At 60.0% G+C, this 14,539-nt stretch carries 10 protein-coding genes; 3 read left to right on the top strand and 7 right to left on the bottom strand.

Going from position 1 to position 14,539, the window contains the following annotated elements:
* Nucleotides 1-119 precede the first annotated feature (119 nt).
* The 4 genes from KGB20_RS24310 to KGB20_RS24295 form a co-directional block, all read right to left on the bottom strand.
* Nucleotides 120-1,073: a D-2-hydroxyacid dehydrogenase family protein gene (locus tag KGB20_RS24310; RefSeq protein WP_154859852.1), complete on the bottom strand. Its 954-nt coding sequence runs from the start codon at nt 1,071-1,073 to the stop codon at nt 120-122.
* A 13-nt stretch (nt 1,074-1,086) separates the two neighbouring features.
* A complete protein-coding gene (locus KGB20_RS24305; protein WP_223533097.1) occupies nt 1,087-2,112 on the bottom strand; it encodes an alpha/beta fold hydrolase in 1,026 nt (341 codons plus the stop codon).
* Nucleotides 2,113-2,197: 85 nt separating this feature from the next.
* Nucleotides 2,198-2,632, bottom strand: a complete 435-nt coding sequence (locus tag KGB20_RS24300) for a YqaA family protein (RefSeq protein WP_154947667.1) — start codon at nt 2,630-2,632, stop codon at nt 2,198-2,200.
* Complete coding sequence (locus KGB20_RS24295) at nt 2,632-3,078, bottom strand: DUF411 domain-containing protein (protein WP_150814035.1); 447 nt, start codon at nt 3,076-3,078, stop codon at nt 2,632-2,634. Before KGB20_RS24295 ends, KGB20_RS24300 begins: the two co-directional genes overlap by 1 nt.
* A gap of 818 nt (nt 3,079-3,896) precedes the next feature.
* On the opposite strand from KGB20_RS24295, the gene KGB20_RS24290 reads away from it, so the two are divergent.
* Nucleotides 3,897-4,085, top strand: coding sequence for a hypothetical protein (locus KGB20_RS24290; protein WP_102670389.1), 189 nt, complete (start codon nt 3,897-3,899; stop codon nt 4,083-4,085).
* Nucleotides 4,086-4,093: 8 nt separating this feature from the next.
* On the opposite strand, the gene KGB20_RS24285 is transcribed toward KGB20_RS24290, so the two are convergent.
* The gene (locus KGB20_RS24285; RefSeq protein WP_057714705.1) at nt 4,094-4,465 is read right to left on the bottom strand and encodes a hypothetical protein; all 372 of its coding nucleotides are present in this window, start codon (nt 4,463-4,465) and stop codon (nt 4,094-4,096) included.
* A gap of 248 nt (nt 4,466-4,713) precedes the next feature.
* Here KGB20_RS24285 and KGB20_RS24280 point away from each other — a divergent pair, with 248 nt between their 5' ends.
* Complete coding sequence (locus tag KGB20_RS24280) at nt 4,714-7,062, top strand: acylase (protein ID WP_154946490.1); 2,349 nt, start codon at nt 4,714-4,716, stop codon at nt 7,060-7,062.
* 56 nt (nt 7,063-7,118) lie between these two features.
* Here KGB20_RS24280 and KGB20_RS24275 read toward each other — a convergent pair whose 3' ends face one another.
* Nucleotides 7,119-8,120 (bottom strand): FecR family protein, encoded by a 1,002-nt coding sequence (locus KGB20_RS24275; protein ID WP_154909123.1) that lies wholly within the window; start codon nt 8,118-8,120, stop codon nt 7,119-7,121.
* A gap of 216 nt (nt 8,121-8,336) precedes the next feature.
* Nucleotides 8,337-13,169: a dermonecrotic toxin domain-containing protein gene (locus KGB20_RS24270; protein ID WP_223533095.1), complete on the bottom strand. Its 4,833-nt coding sequence runs from the start codon at nt 13,167-13,169 to the stop codon at nt 8,337-8,339.
* A gap of 234 nt (nt 13,170-13,403) precedes the next feature.
* Here KGB20_RS24270 and KGB20_RS24265 point away from each other — a divergent pair, with 234 nt between their 5' ends.
* Entirely contained in the window at nt 13,404-14,444 is a 1,041-nt protein-coding gene (locus tag KGB20_RS24265) for an Ldh family oxidoreductase (protein ID WP_223533093.1), read from the top strand.
* Nucleotides 14,445-14,539 lie beyond the last annotated feature (95 nt).

The raw sequence follows: 14,539 nt of genomic DNA, 5'->3' as shown, positions 1-14,539 counted from the left end.
GGCGGAGTGTCAGGCAGCATTAATGTTGATTGACCCACCGCCTTCGCGAGCAAGCCCGCTCCCACATGGGATTTTCGTCGAGCACAACATCCTGGCAGCATTCCGACGATGACGAGGTATCAACCCAGCAAACGAATGGCTGAGCCCGCCGCCCAGGCTTGAATATCCTCGATCATTTGCGAGAAAAACAGCCGGTAGTTCTGTTGGCTCACGTACCCGACATGGGGCGTCGCCAGTACATTGTCCAGGGTCCGGAACGGATGGTGGGCGGGTAGCGGTTCCTGCTCGAAGACGTCCAGGGCGACACCGGCCAGCCGTTGTTTCTGCAGCGCCTTGATCAGCGCCGCTTCATCGACAATGGGGCCACGAGCGGTGTTCACCAGCAGCGCCGAGGGCTTCATCCAGCCAAGGGCTTGTGCGTCCACCAGACCGCGGCTGCGCTCGCTGAGCACCAGGTGCACCGACAGCACGTCGGCCTGTTCGAACAGCTCCTGTTTGCTGACACGGGTCACACCGACCTGCGCCGCGCGTTCGGCGGTGAGGTTTTCACTCCAGGCGATGACACGCATGCCGAACACTTGACCGAACTGCGCGACTCGCTGGCCGATGCTGCCCAGACCGAGGATGGCCAGTGTCTTGCCATGCAAGTCGCCACCCAGGCCTTGTTGCCATTGCCCGGCGCGCAGGGCATTGGCCTCGACCACCAGGTTGCGGGTTGCGGCCATGATCAGCGCCCAGGTCAGTTCCGGCGCGGCGTGTTTGTAGCTGTCGGTACCGCTGACCTGAATGCCCAGCGCGGCAGCGGTTTTCAGGTCCAGGGCCGCGTTGCGCATACCGCCTGTCACCAGCAGCTTGAGCTTGGGCAGGCGCCTCAGCAGGTCTTCATCGAAGCGGGTGCGCTCGCGCATCACGCAGATCACCTCGAACCCGGCCAGGCGCTCGGCCAGGGATGAGGTATCGGTGGGGTAGTCATGGAGAAAACTTACCTCACCGACGCTGTCCAGTGCCGACCAGTCCACTACATTGCGCGCCACGTCCTGCCAATCATCGATCACTGCAATCTGCACAGGCATCAGCCTTTCCTCTTCAATGCACGGGGTTGGTCTTGTTCAGCCAGGCGAGCAGGGCCTGGTGGAATCGGGCCGGTTCTTCCATCTGTGGCGCGTGGCCCATGCCGGGAAATTCGACCAGCGTGGACTGGGGAATCATCCCGGCTACCTGTTTGCCGAGGACGTCGTAGTGCCCGATCTTCGCCTTGACCTCGGGTGGGGCGATGTCACTGCCGATGGCGGTGGTGTCGGACGTTCCGATCAACAGCAGGGTCGGCATCTTCAGGTTCTGGAATTCGTAAAACACCGGTTGCGTGAAGATCATGTCGTAGATCAGTGCCGAGTTCCACGCGACTTGCGTATGCCCCGGGCCTTTGTTCAGGCCGGCAAGCATATCGACCCAACGATCGAACTCCGGCTTCCAGCGACCGCCGTAATAGGTGGTGCGTTCGTAGTTGCGGATACCCTCGGCACTGAGTTTGAGTTCGCGCTCGTACCATTGATCAACCGTGCGATAGGGCACACCGAGGGCTTTCCAGTCTTCCAGGCCGATGGGGTTGACCAGCACCAATTGCTCGACCTGTTCGGGGTATTGCAAGGCATAGCGAGTGGCGAGCATGCCGCCGGTGGAATGCCCCAGCAGGGTGGCCTTCTGGATGCCCAGCGCCTTGAGCAATTGCTGGGTGTTCGTCGCCAGTTGCTGGAAGCTGTACTGATAGTGCGCCGGCTTGCTGGAGGTGCAGAAGCCGATCTGGTCCGGGGCGATGACCCGATAGCCGGCGTCGCTGAGGGCTTTGATGGAACTGTCCCAGGTGGCGCCGCAGAAATTCTTGCCGTGCATCAGCACCACGCTGCGGCCATTGGCCTTGCCGTTGGCGGCGACGTCCATGTAACCCATTTGCAGGGATTGGCCCTGGGAATCAAAGGCGAAGTGCTTGAGCGTGTAGGGGTAGTCGAAACCTTGCAACTCGGGGCCGTATTGCGGCCCTTCGGCGTGGGCGATGACGGGCAGGAGGGCGGTCAGTAACAGGCTGGGTAACCAGCGGGAGAAGGGGCGCGACATGGGAGAGCTCCATGGAAAATCCGCCTATGTTGGATCGACACGATTAGGGCGGCATTAATCACAGGCAATCGCCGCCCTTGATGGTTCAACCCATCCAGCCCAAAGTCGCCAACGCCAGCACGCTGTAGCGGGCGCCTTTGGCCAGGGTGACGATCAGCAGGAAGCGCCCCAGCGGCTCGCGCATGACCCCGGCGACCAGCGTCAGCGGATCGCCGATCACCGGCAGCCAACTGAGCAGCAATGACCAATGGCCGTAGCGTTGGTAATGAAGCCGGGCCTTTTCCAGATGCCGGGGGGTCACCGGAAACCAGCGTCGGTCGTGGAACCGCTCGATCCCGCGCCCCAGCCACCAGTTGATTAGCGAGCCCAGAACGTTGCCGAACGTTGCCACCGCCAGCAGTGCCCAGAGCCAATAGCGATCGCTGAGCAGCAGTCCGACCAGCACGGCTTCGGATTGCAACGGCAACAGCGTGGCGGCACCGAATGCCGCGAAAAACAATCCGAGATACGCGCCGGACATCAATGGGCGGGGTAGTCCGCAACCACCACGTCAGTGCCGTCCTTTTTCAGGCCGATGACTTGATAGGCATCGCTCATGCCGTCCATTTCCATGCCGGGCGAACCCATGGGCATGCCGGGGGCCGCGACGCCCAGCAGATCGTCGCGTTTGCTCAAGGCCAGGACCTGGTCGGCCGGGACATGGCCTTCAACGAATTTGCCATTGATCAATGCGGTGTGGCACGACGCCAGCCGTGGCGGCACGCCGTGCTGTTGCTTGAATTCGCTCATGCTGGCTTCTACGTGGTCTTCGACCTTGAAGCCATTGGCCTCCAGGTGGGTGATCCATTTTTTGCAGCAACCACAATTGGCGTCGCGATGAACCTCGATCGGAATGAGGTCGGCGGCCTGGACCAGGGAAGACATGAACAGGGCGCTCAGGGCGATCAGACGCAGAGGGTTTCGCATGGAATTCGTCTCGGCTAACAGGCAAAAAAACGCATTCTGACCATTTTTTACGGTCAGGCGTTCAAGGAGTGTTTCGAAGTACTACAAAGATCCGCCGTTCGATGATGGTAGATCAACGCTGTCAGGCAGATGAGGGGCACATTACAAAATCGTCAGGTTGAAACGCCGAAGGTGCGTGTCTATGTGATCCCCGGGTTCAAAAAAGGTTCTTCACGCAATCCCGGGGAACCCCGATACCTGTAGGAGCGAGCTTGCTCGCGATGGACTGGAGAGCGCCGCGGGGTGCCTGCCAACCAGCGTTATCGTTGACGACCATCGCGAGCAAGCTCGCTCCTACAGGGTTATTTTGAAAAGCGCAAAGTAACCAAACGCTCTTGCCCCTGACGCTCGGCCTCGTTGTTTGGTGGTGCACGCGTTCCCCTGCAGGAGCTGCCAAAGGCTACGATCTTTTGATCTTGCTTTTGCGATCTGGAGTTGCCCGGCCCGCTCAATTCATCGAACGGGCCGGCGACCCTTACCGGTCGAGCAGTTTCATGACTGCTTCCGGATAACGCAGGCCAGCGGTGGCATTCGTCGCAAAGACCGCTTGCAGCGCCCGGCCGGGCAATGACTTTTACCGAAAGGATTCAGGCCGTTGAACCGCTGTTAACGATGTGGGCAGTAACCTGGTCCGCCATGGTCATCGCCGCAATGAAGCCAAAACTCTTCATCGGCTGTAACATGAGACCCCGCTTGTAGCCACTTATCCCGAAACAGGGTAAGCGCTTGGCATGCGCGTCGATACAAACCGGATACATTTTCAGATTCAGGAACCCGCAATGACTCAGTCGCAACGTTTGAAATACTCGATTCTGATCTCTCTGGTGGTGCTGGGGATCATGTTTGGCCTTTCCTGGTTGCAGAACACCGGCGTCATCAGCGAAAAACTGTTCCAGTACATCGCCATTGGCGTGGCGGTGGTCGTGGTGGTCATCAATGGCGTGATGCGCCGCAAGGTCAAACTCTGATCATTCGATCATCGGTTGCGTAAAATGGCGGCAGCCTGGGGATGCAGGCTGTAGCTCTTGTCGGGGTTGAGGACAATCACCCCTTCGCTGCACAAACGCTTCAGCACTTCACGCACGCTGAGAAAGGACAGGGGAATATCCAGGTCCAGCAATTGGCTGTGCACGCCACGCACGCCAAGGCTGCGGTCGTTTTCGGCGGCCGTCAGCAGGGCATCGATGACTTTCAGGCGGATCAGACTGGTTCGAAGGCCAAAGCTTTTGAGCAGGACCCTGATCCGCTCGTTGCCGTGGCGATCGGTACGCGGCTCGAATACGCCGACTCCCATGGAAGTACCCTTTGGCGCGTTGCTACCGTCCGTTGGCAGTTGCGAGTTGTACATTGCAAAACTCCTTTCAGAGCCTGATCAGGAAAAAATGGGCGCTCTTACAGCATTAGACGTATGAGCAGCCCGAATCATGAAGGCTCGAATGTAGAAATTTTGTCGCCATCGCGTGATCAACCTGTCAGACCATGGGGCGTTGCGCAGTAATCTCCTAAATTTTTGTGGTGAGCTTCGTCCCTACAGGGAGGCCCGGTGCGCGTGGGTATGCGCAGCCGTGACCATCGTTTTTTCGATCAGGAGCGAGCGTGATTATTTCCAGCCAGTTAACCAGGTTGAGCCTGGCGGGTGTGACTCTGGGATTGAGCCTGGGGCTGAGCCTTGCGGCGAGCGCGAGCGATACGCCTGCGCAAACGAGCGCGGACATCCGCCGCACCGGTTTCGGCGTGCCGCACATCCGCGCCGACAACGAGCGCGGGCTCGGCTACGGTATCGGCTATGCCTACGCCCAGGACAACCTGTGCCTGTTGGCCAACGAAATCACTACGGTCAACGGTGAACGTTCGCGGTATTTCGGGCCGGATCAGTTCACCGTCGAAGAGCGCGAGAACCTGGCCAGCGATGTATTTTTCACCTGGCTGAACACTCCGCAAGCCGTCGCCGGTTTCTGGCAGGCCCAGACCCCGCCAGTGCGTGAGTTGGTCGAAGGCTATGTGGCGGGGTACAACCGCTTCTTGAGCGAGCGACGCGTCCAGGGATTGCCGCCGCAGTGCCAGGGAGATTGGGTGCGCGACATTACCACGTCGGATCTGGTCAAGCTGACCCGGCGCCTGTTGGTCGAAGGTGGCGTCGGCCAGTTTGCCGAAGCCCTGGCCGGTGCCACGCCACCCCAGGCCGTGGCCCGGGCGTCGAGCGCACAGGCAGCGTTCCAGGTGGCCGCTACGCGGATGCAGCGTTTTGCCCTGGACCGTGGCAGCAACGCCGTCGCGGTCGGCAGCGAGCGTTCCTTCAACGGACGCGGCATGTTGCTGGCCAATCCGCACTTTCCGTGGGTGGGCGGCATGCGTTTTTATCAGATGCACCTGACCATTCCCGGCAAACTGGACGTGATGGGCGCGGCGTTGCCCGGCCTGCCGGTGATCAACATCGGTTTCAATCAACATCTGGCCTGGACCCACACCGTGGATTCGTCCAGGCACTTCACGCTGTATCGCCTGCAACTCGATCCCAAGGATTCGACCCGTTACCTGCTCGACGGCCAGTCCTTGCCGATGGACAAGCAGACCGTGACCGTCAACGTCAGGCAGGCGGACGGGCAGGTCCGGGCAATCTCCCACGAGGTCTACAGCTCGAAATTCGGTCCGGTGGTGCAATGGCCGGGAAAACTGGATTGGGATCATCAATACGCCTACAGCCTGCGCGACGCCAATCTGGACAACGACCGGGTTCTGCAGCAGTGGTATGCGATGAACCGCGCTGAAAACCTCAAGGATTTCCAGGCTTCGGTGCACGAGATCCAGGGCATTCCGTGGGTCAATACGCTGGCAGCGGACGATCAGGGGCAGACGCTGTACATGAACCTCTCGGTGGTGCCCAACGTCAGTGTCGACAAGCTGGCGCAATGCAGTGATCCGCGCGCTGGCTTGCAGATGATCATTCTCGACGGCTCCAACAGCGCCTGTGCCTGGGACATCGACCCGCAGGCTGCACAGCAGGGTATCTATGCAGCGGACAAGTTGCCGCAATTGCTACGCAAGGACTTTGTCCAGCACTCCAACGACTCGGCATGGATGGCCAACCCGGCGCAACCGCTGACCGGCTATTCGCCGTTGATCAGCCAGGACAGTCAGCCACTGGGGCTGCGCTCGCGCTTTGCCCTGGACCGTTTGAGCGCGCTGGCCCAGGCCGGCAAGGTCGAGGCAGCGGACTTGCAACACATGGTCATGGACGATCGGGTTTATCAAGCCAGCCTAGTGATGCCGGACCTGCTGCAATTCTGCGCGGCGGATCTCGGTACCGATGCCAAAACGCTCGCGCCACTGTGCGCCAGCCTCAAGGCCTGGGACCGCAACGCCAACCTGGGCAGCGGTCTGGGCTTTGTGCACTTCCAGAATGTCATGGAGGCGTTGGAGCCGGTGCCGGACGTATGGCGTGTGGCATTCGATCCACGGGATCCGCAACATACCCCACGGGGTCTGGCAGTCGATCACCCGCAGGTGGCGAAGGCGCTGCGGGCAGCGATGCTGGCTTCGGCTGAGCAGGTCAAGGCGGCAGGACTCAAGCCGGACAGTCGCTGGGGCGATATCCAGGTGGTCAGCAGCGGCGGACAACAGACACCGATCCACGGCGGGCCGGGAACGTTGGGGGTCTACAACGCGATCCAGAGCGTACCGCGCAGCGATGGCAAGCGCGAAGTGGTCAGCGGTACGAGCTACCTGCAAGTGGTGACCTTTGACCAAAACGGACCGCAGGCCAAAGGGCTGCTGGCATTCTCGTTGTCCAGCGACCCGGCCTCGAAGTATTCACGGGACCAGACGCAGGCCTTTTCCAGGAAGCAATGGAGCGTGCTGCCTTTCACCGAGCAACAGATCCTGTCCGATCCGGACTATCAGGTGCAGACGATCCGCCGGCAGGATGCAAAAGTGGCCGCGCAGTAAGGTAGTGGGTTTTTGCATGAACGCTGAAGGCCGCATCCGCAAGGGTGGCGGCCTTTTCAGCTTTTCGGGGAGATTTGCGGAATCGCGTTGACCACCAGATTGCCGTTCTGGTTACGGGTCAGGTAGACCGGCAGGACCCGCGGCAAGGACTTTACCAGGCCGTTGATCTCTTTGATGTTGTAGATGCCGCCGATATGGATCGAGCCGGTGCTGTGGTCAGCCACCATCAACGGTTTGTCCAGGTAGCGATTGATCAAGGGCAGCGCATCGCTCAAGGCCAGATCGTCGAGCACCAGCTTGCCCTGGCGCCAGGCCAGCGAGCTGTCATTGTCATAGGTCTGGCTGATGCGGGGAATGAAGTCGCCGCGGCGATAACTGGCCTGCATCGCCGGGCCAAGGCGCAAACCGTCGCCTTGCAGGTCGGCGTTGCTGCTGACCAGTACCGATCCTTCGATCAGGTTGACTTTGACCTGGTCTTCATACATCCAGACGTTGAATTGGGTGCCGGTCACGCGAATCCGGCCTTCGGCGGCCTTGACCACGAAGGGGTGGCGGGTGTCATGGCTGACCCTGAAGAAGGCTTCGCCTTTATCCAGCGTGACTTGCCGCTGATCCTTGTAGTTGCTGTACGTCAGCTCGCTGCCCAGGTTCAGCTCAACCTGGCTGCCGTCTTTCAAGGTGACGGTACGCACATTGTCGGTCGCTTCGAAATGCTGGTACGCGTTCGGTACCCAGCCCAGGTGCCAGCCGCCATAACCGGCCAAAGGCAGTGCCAGGGCACATACCGCCGCGGCAATGGCCAGGCGGCGCCACGGGGTTTCGGGGTGGCGGCGAACCAGCGGCACGACGGGTTCGGGACGAGGCAAGTCGCCGGCGACATCCCAGATCTCCAGCATCGCTTCGTACTCGAAGGCATGGAGCGGATGTGCATCACGCCATTGCTCGAACGCCTGGCGCTCTTGCTCGGTGCAGTCACTGGCGTGCAGACGCATGCACCAATGCGCGGCAGCATCGGTGATGGCGTCGAATTCGGCTTCCGAAAGTGTGTGGTCGGTCATTGGCCCTTCCTGATTTCCTGCATTCTAACCTTGGGGGAAGTCTGCGAGAACATCAGTCATGGCATTTAACCATCAATGTGTTGTTTTTTTTCAACGCATCGCCTTTGGAACATCGGTTGTCGAATAAACAGTATCCATAGGGTGCGTGAAAAAAACATCAAGTCAAACACCGTTGTGCTGCGCAGACCCGGGGATCTGCGCGTTGTTACGCCGCGGTCAGGTTCCAGCGGTCGGAGTGACCGGCACCGGGTCCAGTTGCCGGCCCATTTCGCAGATCAAAAAGGCGATCGAGTCGGCATTGTGCAAAATGACATCGGTTCGGAACTTCGATTCCTGCCTGTTTAAAAAAGCTTCCCGTGCCTTATCCATGGTCTGGCTGCCCGTCAGCGTCAGGATGGCCATGCCGATGTGGCGAGAACCCGGAATCGAATCCAGGTCGATCCACGATTGCAGCCCACTGTTCCAGCGCGCGAACAATTCCTCCTCTGGGGTATCCATCGACAAGGCATTTCGCTGGAAGTCCAACTGAGATTGTTTTCTTGCCGCGCCAAAGCCGGTGACCGACGCTACCAGATCGCTGAACGGCAGCCTGGCCTCAAGGTATGCAATGTCCACGGCCCCGGAAAACAAATGAGCGAATTCGTGTATCAGGGTCGCGGCCTGGCTGTGGCCGTCGACATCGAAGGGCTGTGTCAGGCTGGATTTGTACCAGTCGAGTTGTTGATTGAAGAATTTTTCCGTGAAATGCACATTGCGCTGTAGATCCTTGTCCACGACAAACGCGACGAGGTTGTCCTTCGGGTCCCGGCTTGAACCCACGATAAAACGTTGCGAGTTCATCCAGTCTTCATCGGGATCGACCAGCGCGTTGCAGACGGGGACGATGGCCTGTTTGATTTTTTCCAGTAGTGCTTTGTCGACCTGACCAACATCAAAGAACTGTTTGAGGAAGGTATCGAGCCGTGTGCCCGGGAGGAGTTTCCTGAGTTGCACCAGATTGTGCAGGCTGTTGAACGCATAATAACGAGCCATGTCGATGGCCTGCACGATCATGCGGGCTTTAGCGGGATGCTTTGCCCGGATTTCGTCCATCCCCCGGGCCTCGATATTCAGGACCGCCCGGGCAACATAGGCGTTGGCAAGCTGGTTGTGCATTTTCGAGACGACTTTGCCGAAGTGAGCGGTGTGCAGATCCGGGTCGATGACCAATTGTTTGTCAGGAGTAATCGTTAACACGGGGCCTTCTTCCCCGCCTTTGATCGTTCTCCAGACCGCTCCGGTCTTGTTCACGCCGTACACCTTTCCGGCAATGGCGGCGAAGGTTTTCTTGCTGCCCGTGTCCAGATAGGTGCCGTCAGTGCTGTTTTTCGCCAGGTCCTTGAGTTCAACCGTGGTTTCGAACGGTTGCAGCCGGGTGCGCATTGCTGCTGTCGACCGAATCTTCGACCAGGGTTGCGCGATCACGGGGGTGACAAGCGGTGGAGCAACGGCTTCGCCGGTTTCCTGGGCGCTTTCGCCCCATCCTTCAAGTGACAGCCGGCCCAATGACAGGATTTGCGCCGCCCCGGCAATAAACTCGCGCAACGCGGTCATCCAATGATGGTCCTGCAAGGCTTCGGCCGAATTGAGGGCATCCTTGTAGGCCTTCCAAAGAAACTGCACGTACGCGAGTTTGCCCGGCAGCAGGCTTGAAATGCGCTCGATGCCGGCACCGAACAGGTGTTTAACGGCCTCCCAGTCCGACTGACCGCTAGCGTGTGACTGGCTGGCGAGCATCTTCACCAACAGTTGGGTGTTGTCATGGAACAAATGGGTGAGCAGGTTGCCGCCGATGGGGTTGGACGCAAGGGTGATTTCGCTCGACTGGCCGACGGTGGACTCCAACAGGTTGCGAAACACCGTTTGCTCACTGTCCGGCAGGCGACGTATCAACATGTCCTGCAATGGCCCCGGTGTGTTGAGTGCCGAAACAACGCTGGCCTCATTGTCGAACTCAACGAAGGGTGAACCACTCGGGTGGTAAGGGGCATAGAGGATTTTTGGGCCTGCCTTGCCCGTGCCTGGGCCAATCAGGTACAGGCCCAGCGCCTTGACGGCGGCGGCACCGGTTGTCTTGATCAGTTCCAATGGTCGGGCAATGGCGTGGGCACCTTCTACGGTCGCCCGGGCGATGGCGTCCGGCATGTCGAATACTTGCCGAAGCAAATCGAAAGCGCTGTCGGAAAGCCGTTGCTGCAGTTTCAGTTCGTGTGCGTGTTGCAGCAGTTGCCAGGGCAGTTGCTTGATGAAGCGCAACATCCTGCTTTCCACGTCGGTCGCTTGATTCGACAAACTGTCCGTGACCTGTTTGGCGTAGTTCTGCGCAATGTCCAGTGATCGCAATAGTCGGCGGACAGCCGCCTGATCCAGATTCCGGGGCAGCGTTTGAGTGGTTGCCGACCCGACCTTGAACCCTGTGCCTTGCGCAATGTCGACGTGCTGCAAGGCGAACTCGGTGAGGCTCCGGGCGGGGCCGACCAGGGCCAGGTCCGGGGTAATTTCGATATTGTCAGGGTCCAGCGCTGTTGCGGGGAAGCGGCTGGCGAGCAACGATTTCAGTGTTTCATGCACATACGACTTGAGGGGTTTGATCCCGTGTAAATAGTCTTTGTCCTCAACAACGCTGTGGCGGTATTGCTCCAGCAGTTCAAGGTGCAGTCGCTGCTCTTGCAGCGGAGCCATTCCCAGCCAGGCGGGCAGGGACTGCTGCTGGCTGATCGCCCGGGCAATCGACGTGGCTCTTCCCAGGTTGGTGTTGAGGACCGTTGTGGTCAGGTCTTCAAGGACTTTTTTCTGCTTCGTGTCGCTCAGGTCGAAAGTCCGTACGTGTTCGCAGCGAGCCAAAAAGTGCTCGATGGACGATTGCGCGACCCGTTCCAATACAGACCCTTCAATCAGCCGCAACGGTCCCAGTGAGTAGCGTTGGTGAAAGACGCGCTGGGCCGGGGTCAGGTTTTCCAGCAGCGCCAGGCGTTGCTGCGGCTCGAGCAGGCGGCGGTTCAGTTCCAGTCGTGCACGACTGATGGTGTCAAAGACTTCCAGGCCCTCGGCGGGCGTCCACAGGATCGTCCGGCCGGAATGCGAGGGATCGAGTCCGCCACGCTCGGTCACGAGCAGACAATGGGCCAGGGGCAGGACATCCTGCTGGCCGGAGCGCTCCAGCGTCAACGAGTAGGCATCGGGGCGGAAACCCTTGAGTGACAGGCGGTTTTGTCGGTCGGGCTGGTCCGGGTTGAAGACTGTTTCGACAATGGCCCGATCCGCATCCCGCAGTGTTGCGCCAAGCACCCGCAGGCTGGCCTCGCCACGCAGGCCAACGGCAAGTGCATGGGCCAGGCGGGGTTTCATGTTTTCCAGATAGACCCGTTGCAAGGCCAGAGACGCAACCGGTTGTGCTGCAAAATCCGCGTTGATCAGTGTTTCGATGTCGCGGAAGGTTTTGACGAAAGCTGCCGCCGTATCGGCCAGCACTGTGGAGGGATGCTGATTGCCGGATAACACGGGACGTGTGCTCCAGCGTCCGCCGGCATCCAGCGTCAGCAGTCGCTCGCTGATCATCGAGCGGATATCCAGCGCCTTGTCGAACAGAGCGTGGATGTCCACGCTGCCGTCACTGTGACGGAACACCTGCAGGGCATATTCCATGTTCTGCCGTTGCTTGCTGATGATCCGGTCGAAGAGCTTGGGGAAGATCGCGCCGCCAATCACTTCCCCGGTCACATTCGGCCGGTCAAAACCAATGAAACGCTGGCGTTCATCCAGGCTCAGCAGACCATAGAGTTCATCCTCATGACCGGCCGCACTGAGTTTGCTCAGCACCGTATCGCACAAGTCCTGATAGTTCTCGAGCACCTGCAGGCCTGCGGTGGGCGTGTAGAGAAACGCATTGCCGGCGCTGACCATCAGTGAGCCGGCCAACTCTGCATAGTTGGCCTGGTACTCCCACAGACGCACGGTTTCGACCGTCATAGCCTTGTTCGTCCGGCTGGCCGTCGAGATCAACGCGTGCAAGTCCTGGCTTTGCTCAGGGGTGATGATCCCGGCTTCGCGCTTGAGCAGCAGTTGTACCCGCGCCTGGTCGGCGATGGCCTGGCCGAAGAACTGGCGACGCGATGCGCCTTCGGTGCTCGCCGCAGCCCAGAAACCTTCGAGCTGCCCGATCAGCAGGCTAGTCAGTTGGCGCGAGATTGTCGTGACGGCTGCTTCCCAGAGTGGCTGGTCGGCTTTTGCCGGGGACTTTCCCGGATGGGAAAATTCATGGGACTGCCCGGATGGCCAACGCTGATGGCGATAGTGCAGGAGTACCGCGTCACTCAGGGAAAGGGAGTTGACCCAGCGTCGCGCCGGATGGCTTTCGCCCGCTTTTTCTGGCGTTGTAGCCAGGTAGAAGTTCACTTGGGTCCGGCTCTGATCCAGGTCGGGGAAAGACGCCGCCAGCCGTTGACTCAGCAATGTGTCGAGCAGCGAGGTCAGGGACGGCAGCGCTTTCAATTGGTCGAGCAGGGCCTGGTCGTTAAGTTGCTGCTGGCTGGAGAGGGTGTTGCGCTGGTCTTCGAACACGTCGCCGTCGATGGTTTGAAAGTCCAGCTCGATGTCGGCGGCGCCCACCACGACCTTGCGTTGAGACAGGGCCATGAAGGCCAGCAGGTCGTTGTCTTCACCGGCCGCTTTGAGTTGCGTCACCAGCTGTTCGGTCAGGGCCCTGCGGTCGGCGAACTTTTTTATTCCCGCGTACGGGGTGTAGAGAATCACGCCATTGTCATCGGGCGTCGCGGTCAGCAAAAAACTGCCGGCCAGCGGCACGGGTTCCAGTCCAGGGATTTTCAACAGGATTTTCTTCGCCAGCATGGGCGGCGTCTGCTCATCGCGCAGTGCCTGGGTGGCCAGTTCGATATGGCTGAACCATTCGAAGTCCCTTCGTGTCAGCCCGTGGGTTTGGCCAAGTTCTCTCCAGAGACCGCGCGACATCAGCGCCTCGGGGAAAAACAGCGGAGTTACTGATGTAGACATCGTCGAGTCTCGTTCTAGGTGCCACTCAAAGGCGCCTGTGGATTGAGCATCGAGACTAAAAGCCGGTGCGTTGACGCGGGTGGTAAATAGATAACGCACGGGTCGCGGGCGTTTGTGACAGGGATAGACCTCATTGACCCTGAGCGAATGGTTGACAGTTCGCACGCCGCGCGTTGTTAATCGGCGGGTCTTTGTACGCTGTTGTTCCCTCCAATAATCAGTCTGGAGCTTCAGATGTCTGCGCCACACGATCACGCCTCTACCGCGGTCCTGTCACACCTGTCACTCGAAGTGCTGAGCGCTTTGCTGGAGAAGATTTTTCTGCGTCACGGCACCTCGGCCGAAGTTGCCCGGGTGCTGGCGCAAAACTGCGCCGGTGCCGAGCGCGACGGCGCGCACAGTCACGGGGTATTCCGCATTCCTGGTTATGTTTCGACGCTGCAAAGCGGCTGGGTCAATGGCCAGGCCGTTCCGCTGGTCGAAGATGTGGCTTCAGGGTTTGTGCGGGTCGACGCCAATAACGGTTTTGCGCAGCCGGCCCTGGCGGCGGCACGCGAGTTACTGGTGCAGAAGGCCCGAAGTGCCGGCATCGCGGTGCTGGCGATCCGTAACTCGCACCATTTCGCGGCCTTGTGGCCGGATGTCGAACCCTTCGCTGAAGAGGGCCTTGTGGCATTGAGCGTGGTCAACAGCATGACCTGCGTGGTGCCCCACGGGGCCGACCGGCCGCTGTTCGGCACCAACCCGATTGCCTTCGCTGCACCGCGGGCCGAGGGCGGGCCGATTGTCTTCGACCTGGCCACCAGCGCCATTGCCCATGGCGATGTGCAAATTGCCGCCCGCGAGGGTGAACGCTTGCCGGAAGGGATGGGCGTGGACAGCCTCGGCCAGCCGACCACGGACCCGAAGGCGATTCTCGAGGGCGGCGCGTTGCTGCCTTTCGGCGGGCACAAGGGCTCGGCGTTGTCGATGATGGTCGAGTTGCTCGCGGCGGCACTGACCGGTGGCAATTTTTCCTTCGAGTTCGACTGGAAGAACCACCCTGGCGCCAAGACCCCCTGGACTGGTCAGTTGCTTATCGTGATCGATCCGGACAAGGCGGCGGGGCAAAGCTTTGCCGAGCGCAGCCAGGAACTGGTGCGGCAAATGCACGGTGTCGGCCTGAAGCGTTTGCCGGGTGACCGGCGTCATCATCAACGCGCTAAGTCGCAGGTCAATGGCATTGAGCTGGATGCCAAGACACTGGCGAACTTGCGGGAGCTGGCGGGGGAGTGATCCGTTAGATACGCCGCAACCCCCTGTGGGAGCGGGCTTGCTCGCGAAGGCGGTGTGTCAGCCAATATCCAGGTTGCTGACACACCGCCTTCGCG

Source organism: Pseudomonas sp. BF-R-30, from assembly GCF_019956175.1.
Classification (GTDB): Bacteria; Pseudomonadota; Gammaproteobacteria; order Pseudomonadales; family Pseudomonadaceae; genus Aquipseudomonas; species Aquipseudomonas jessenii.
The sequence above is the reverse complement of the archived record's forward strand: the minus strand, read 5'-3'. Positions and strand labels throughout refer to the sequence as shown.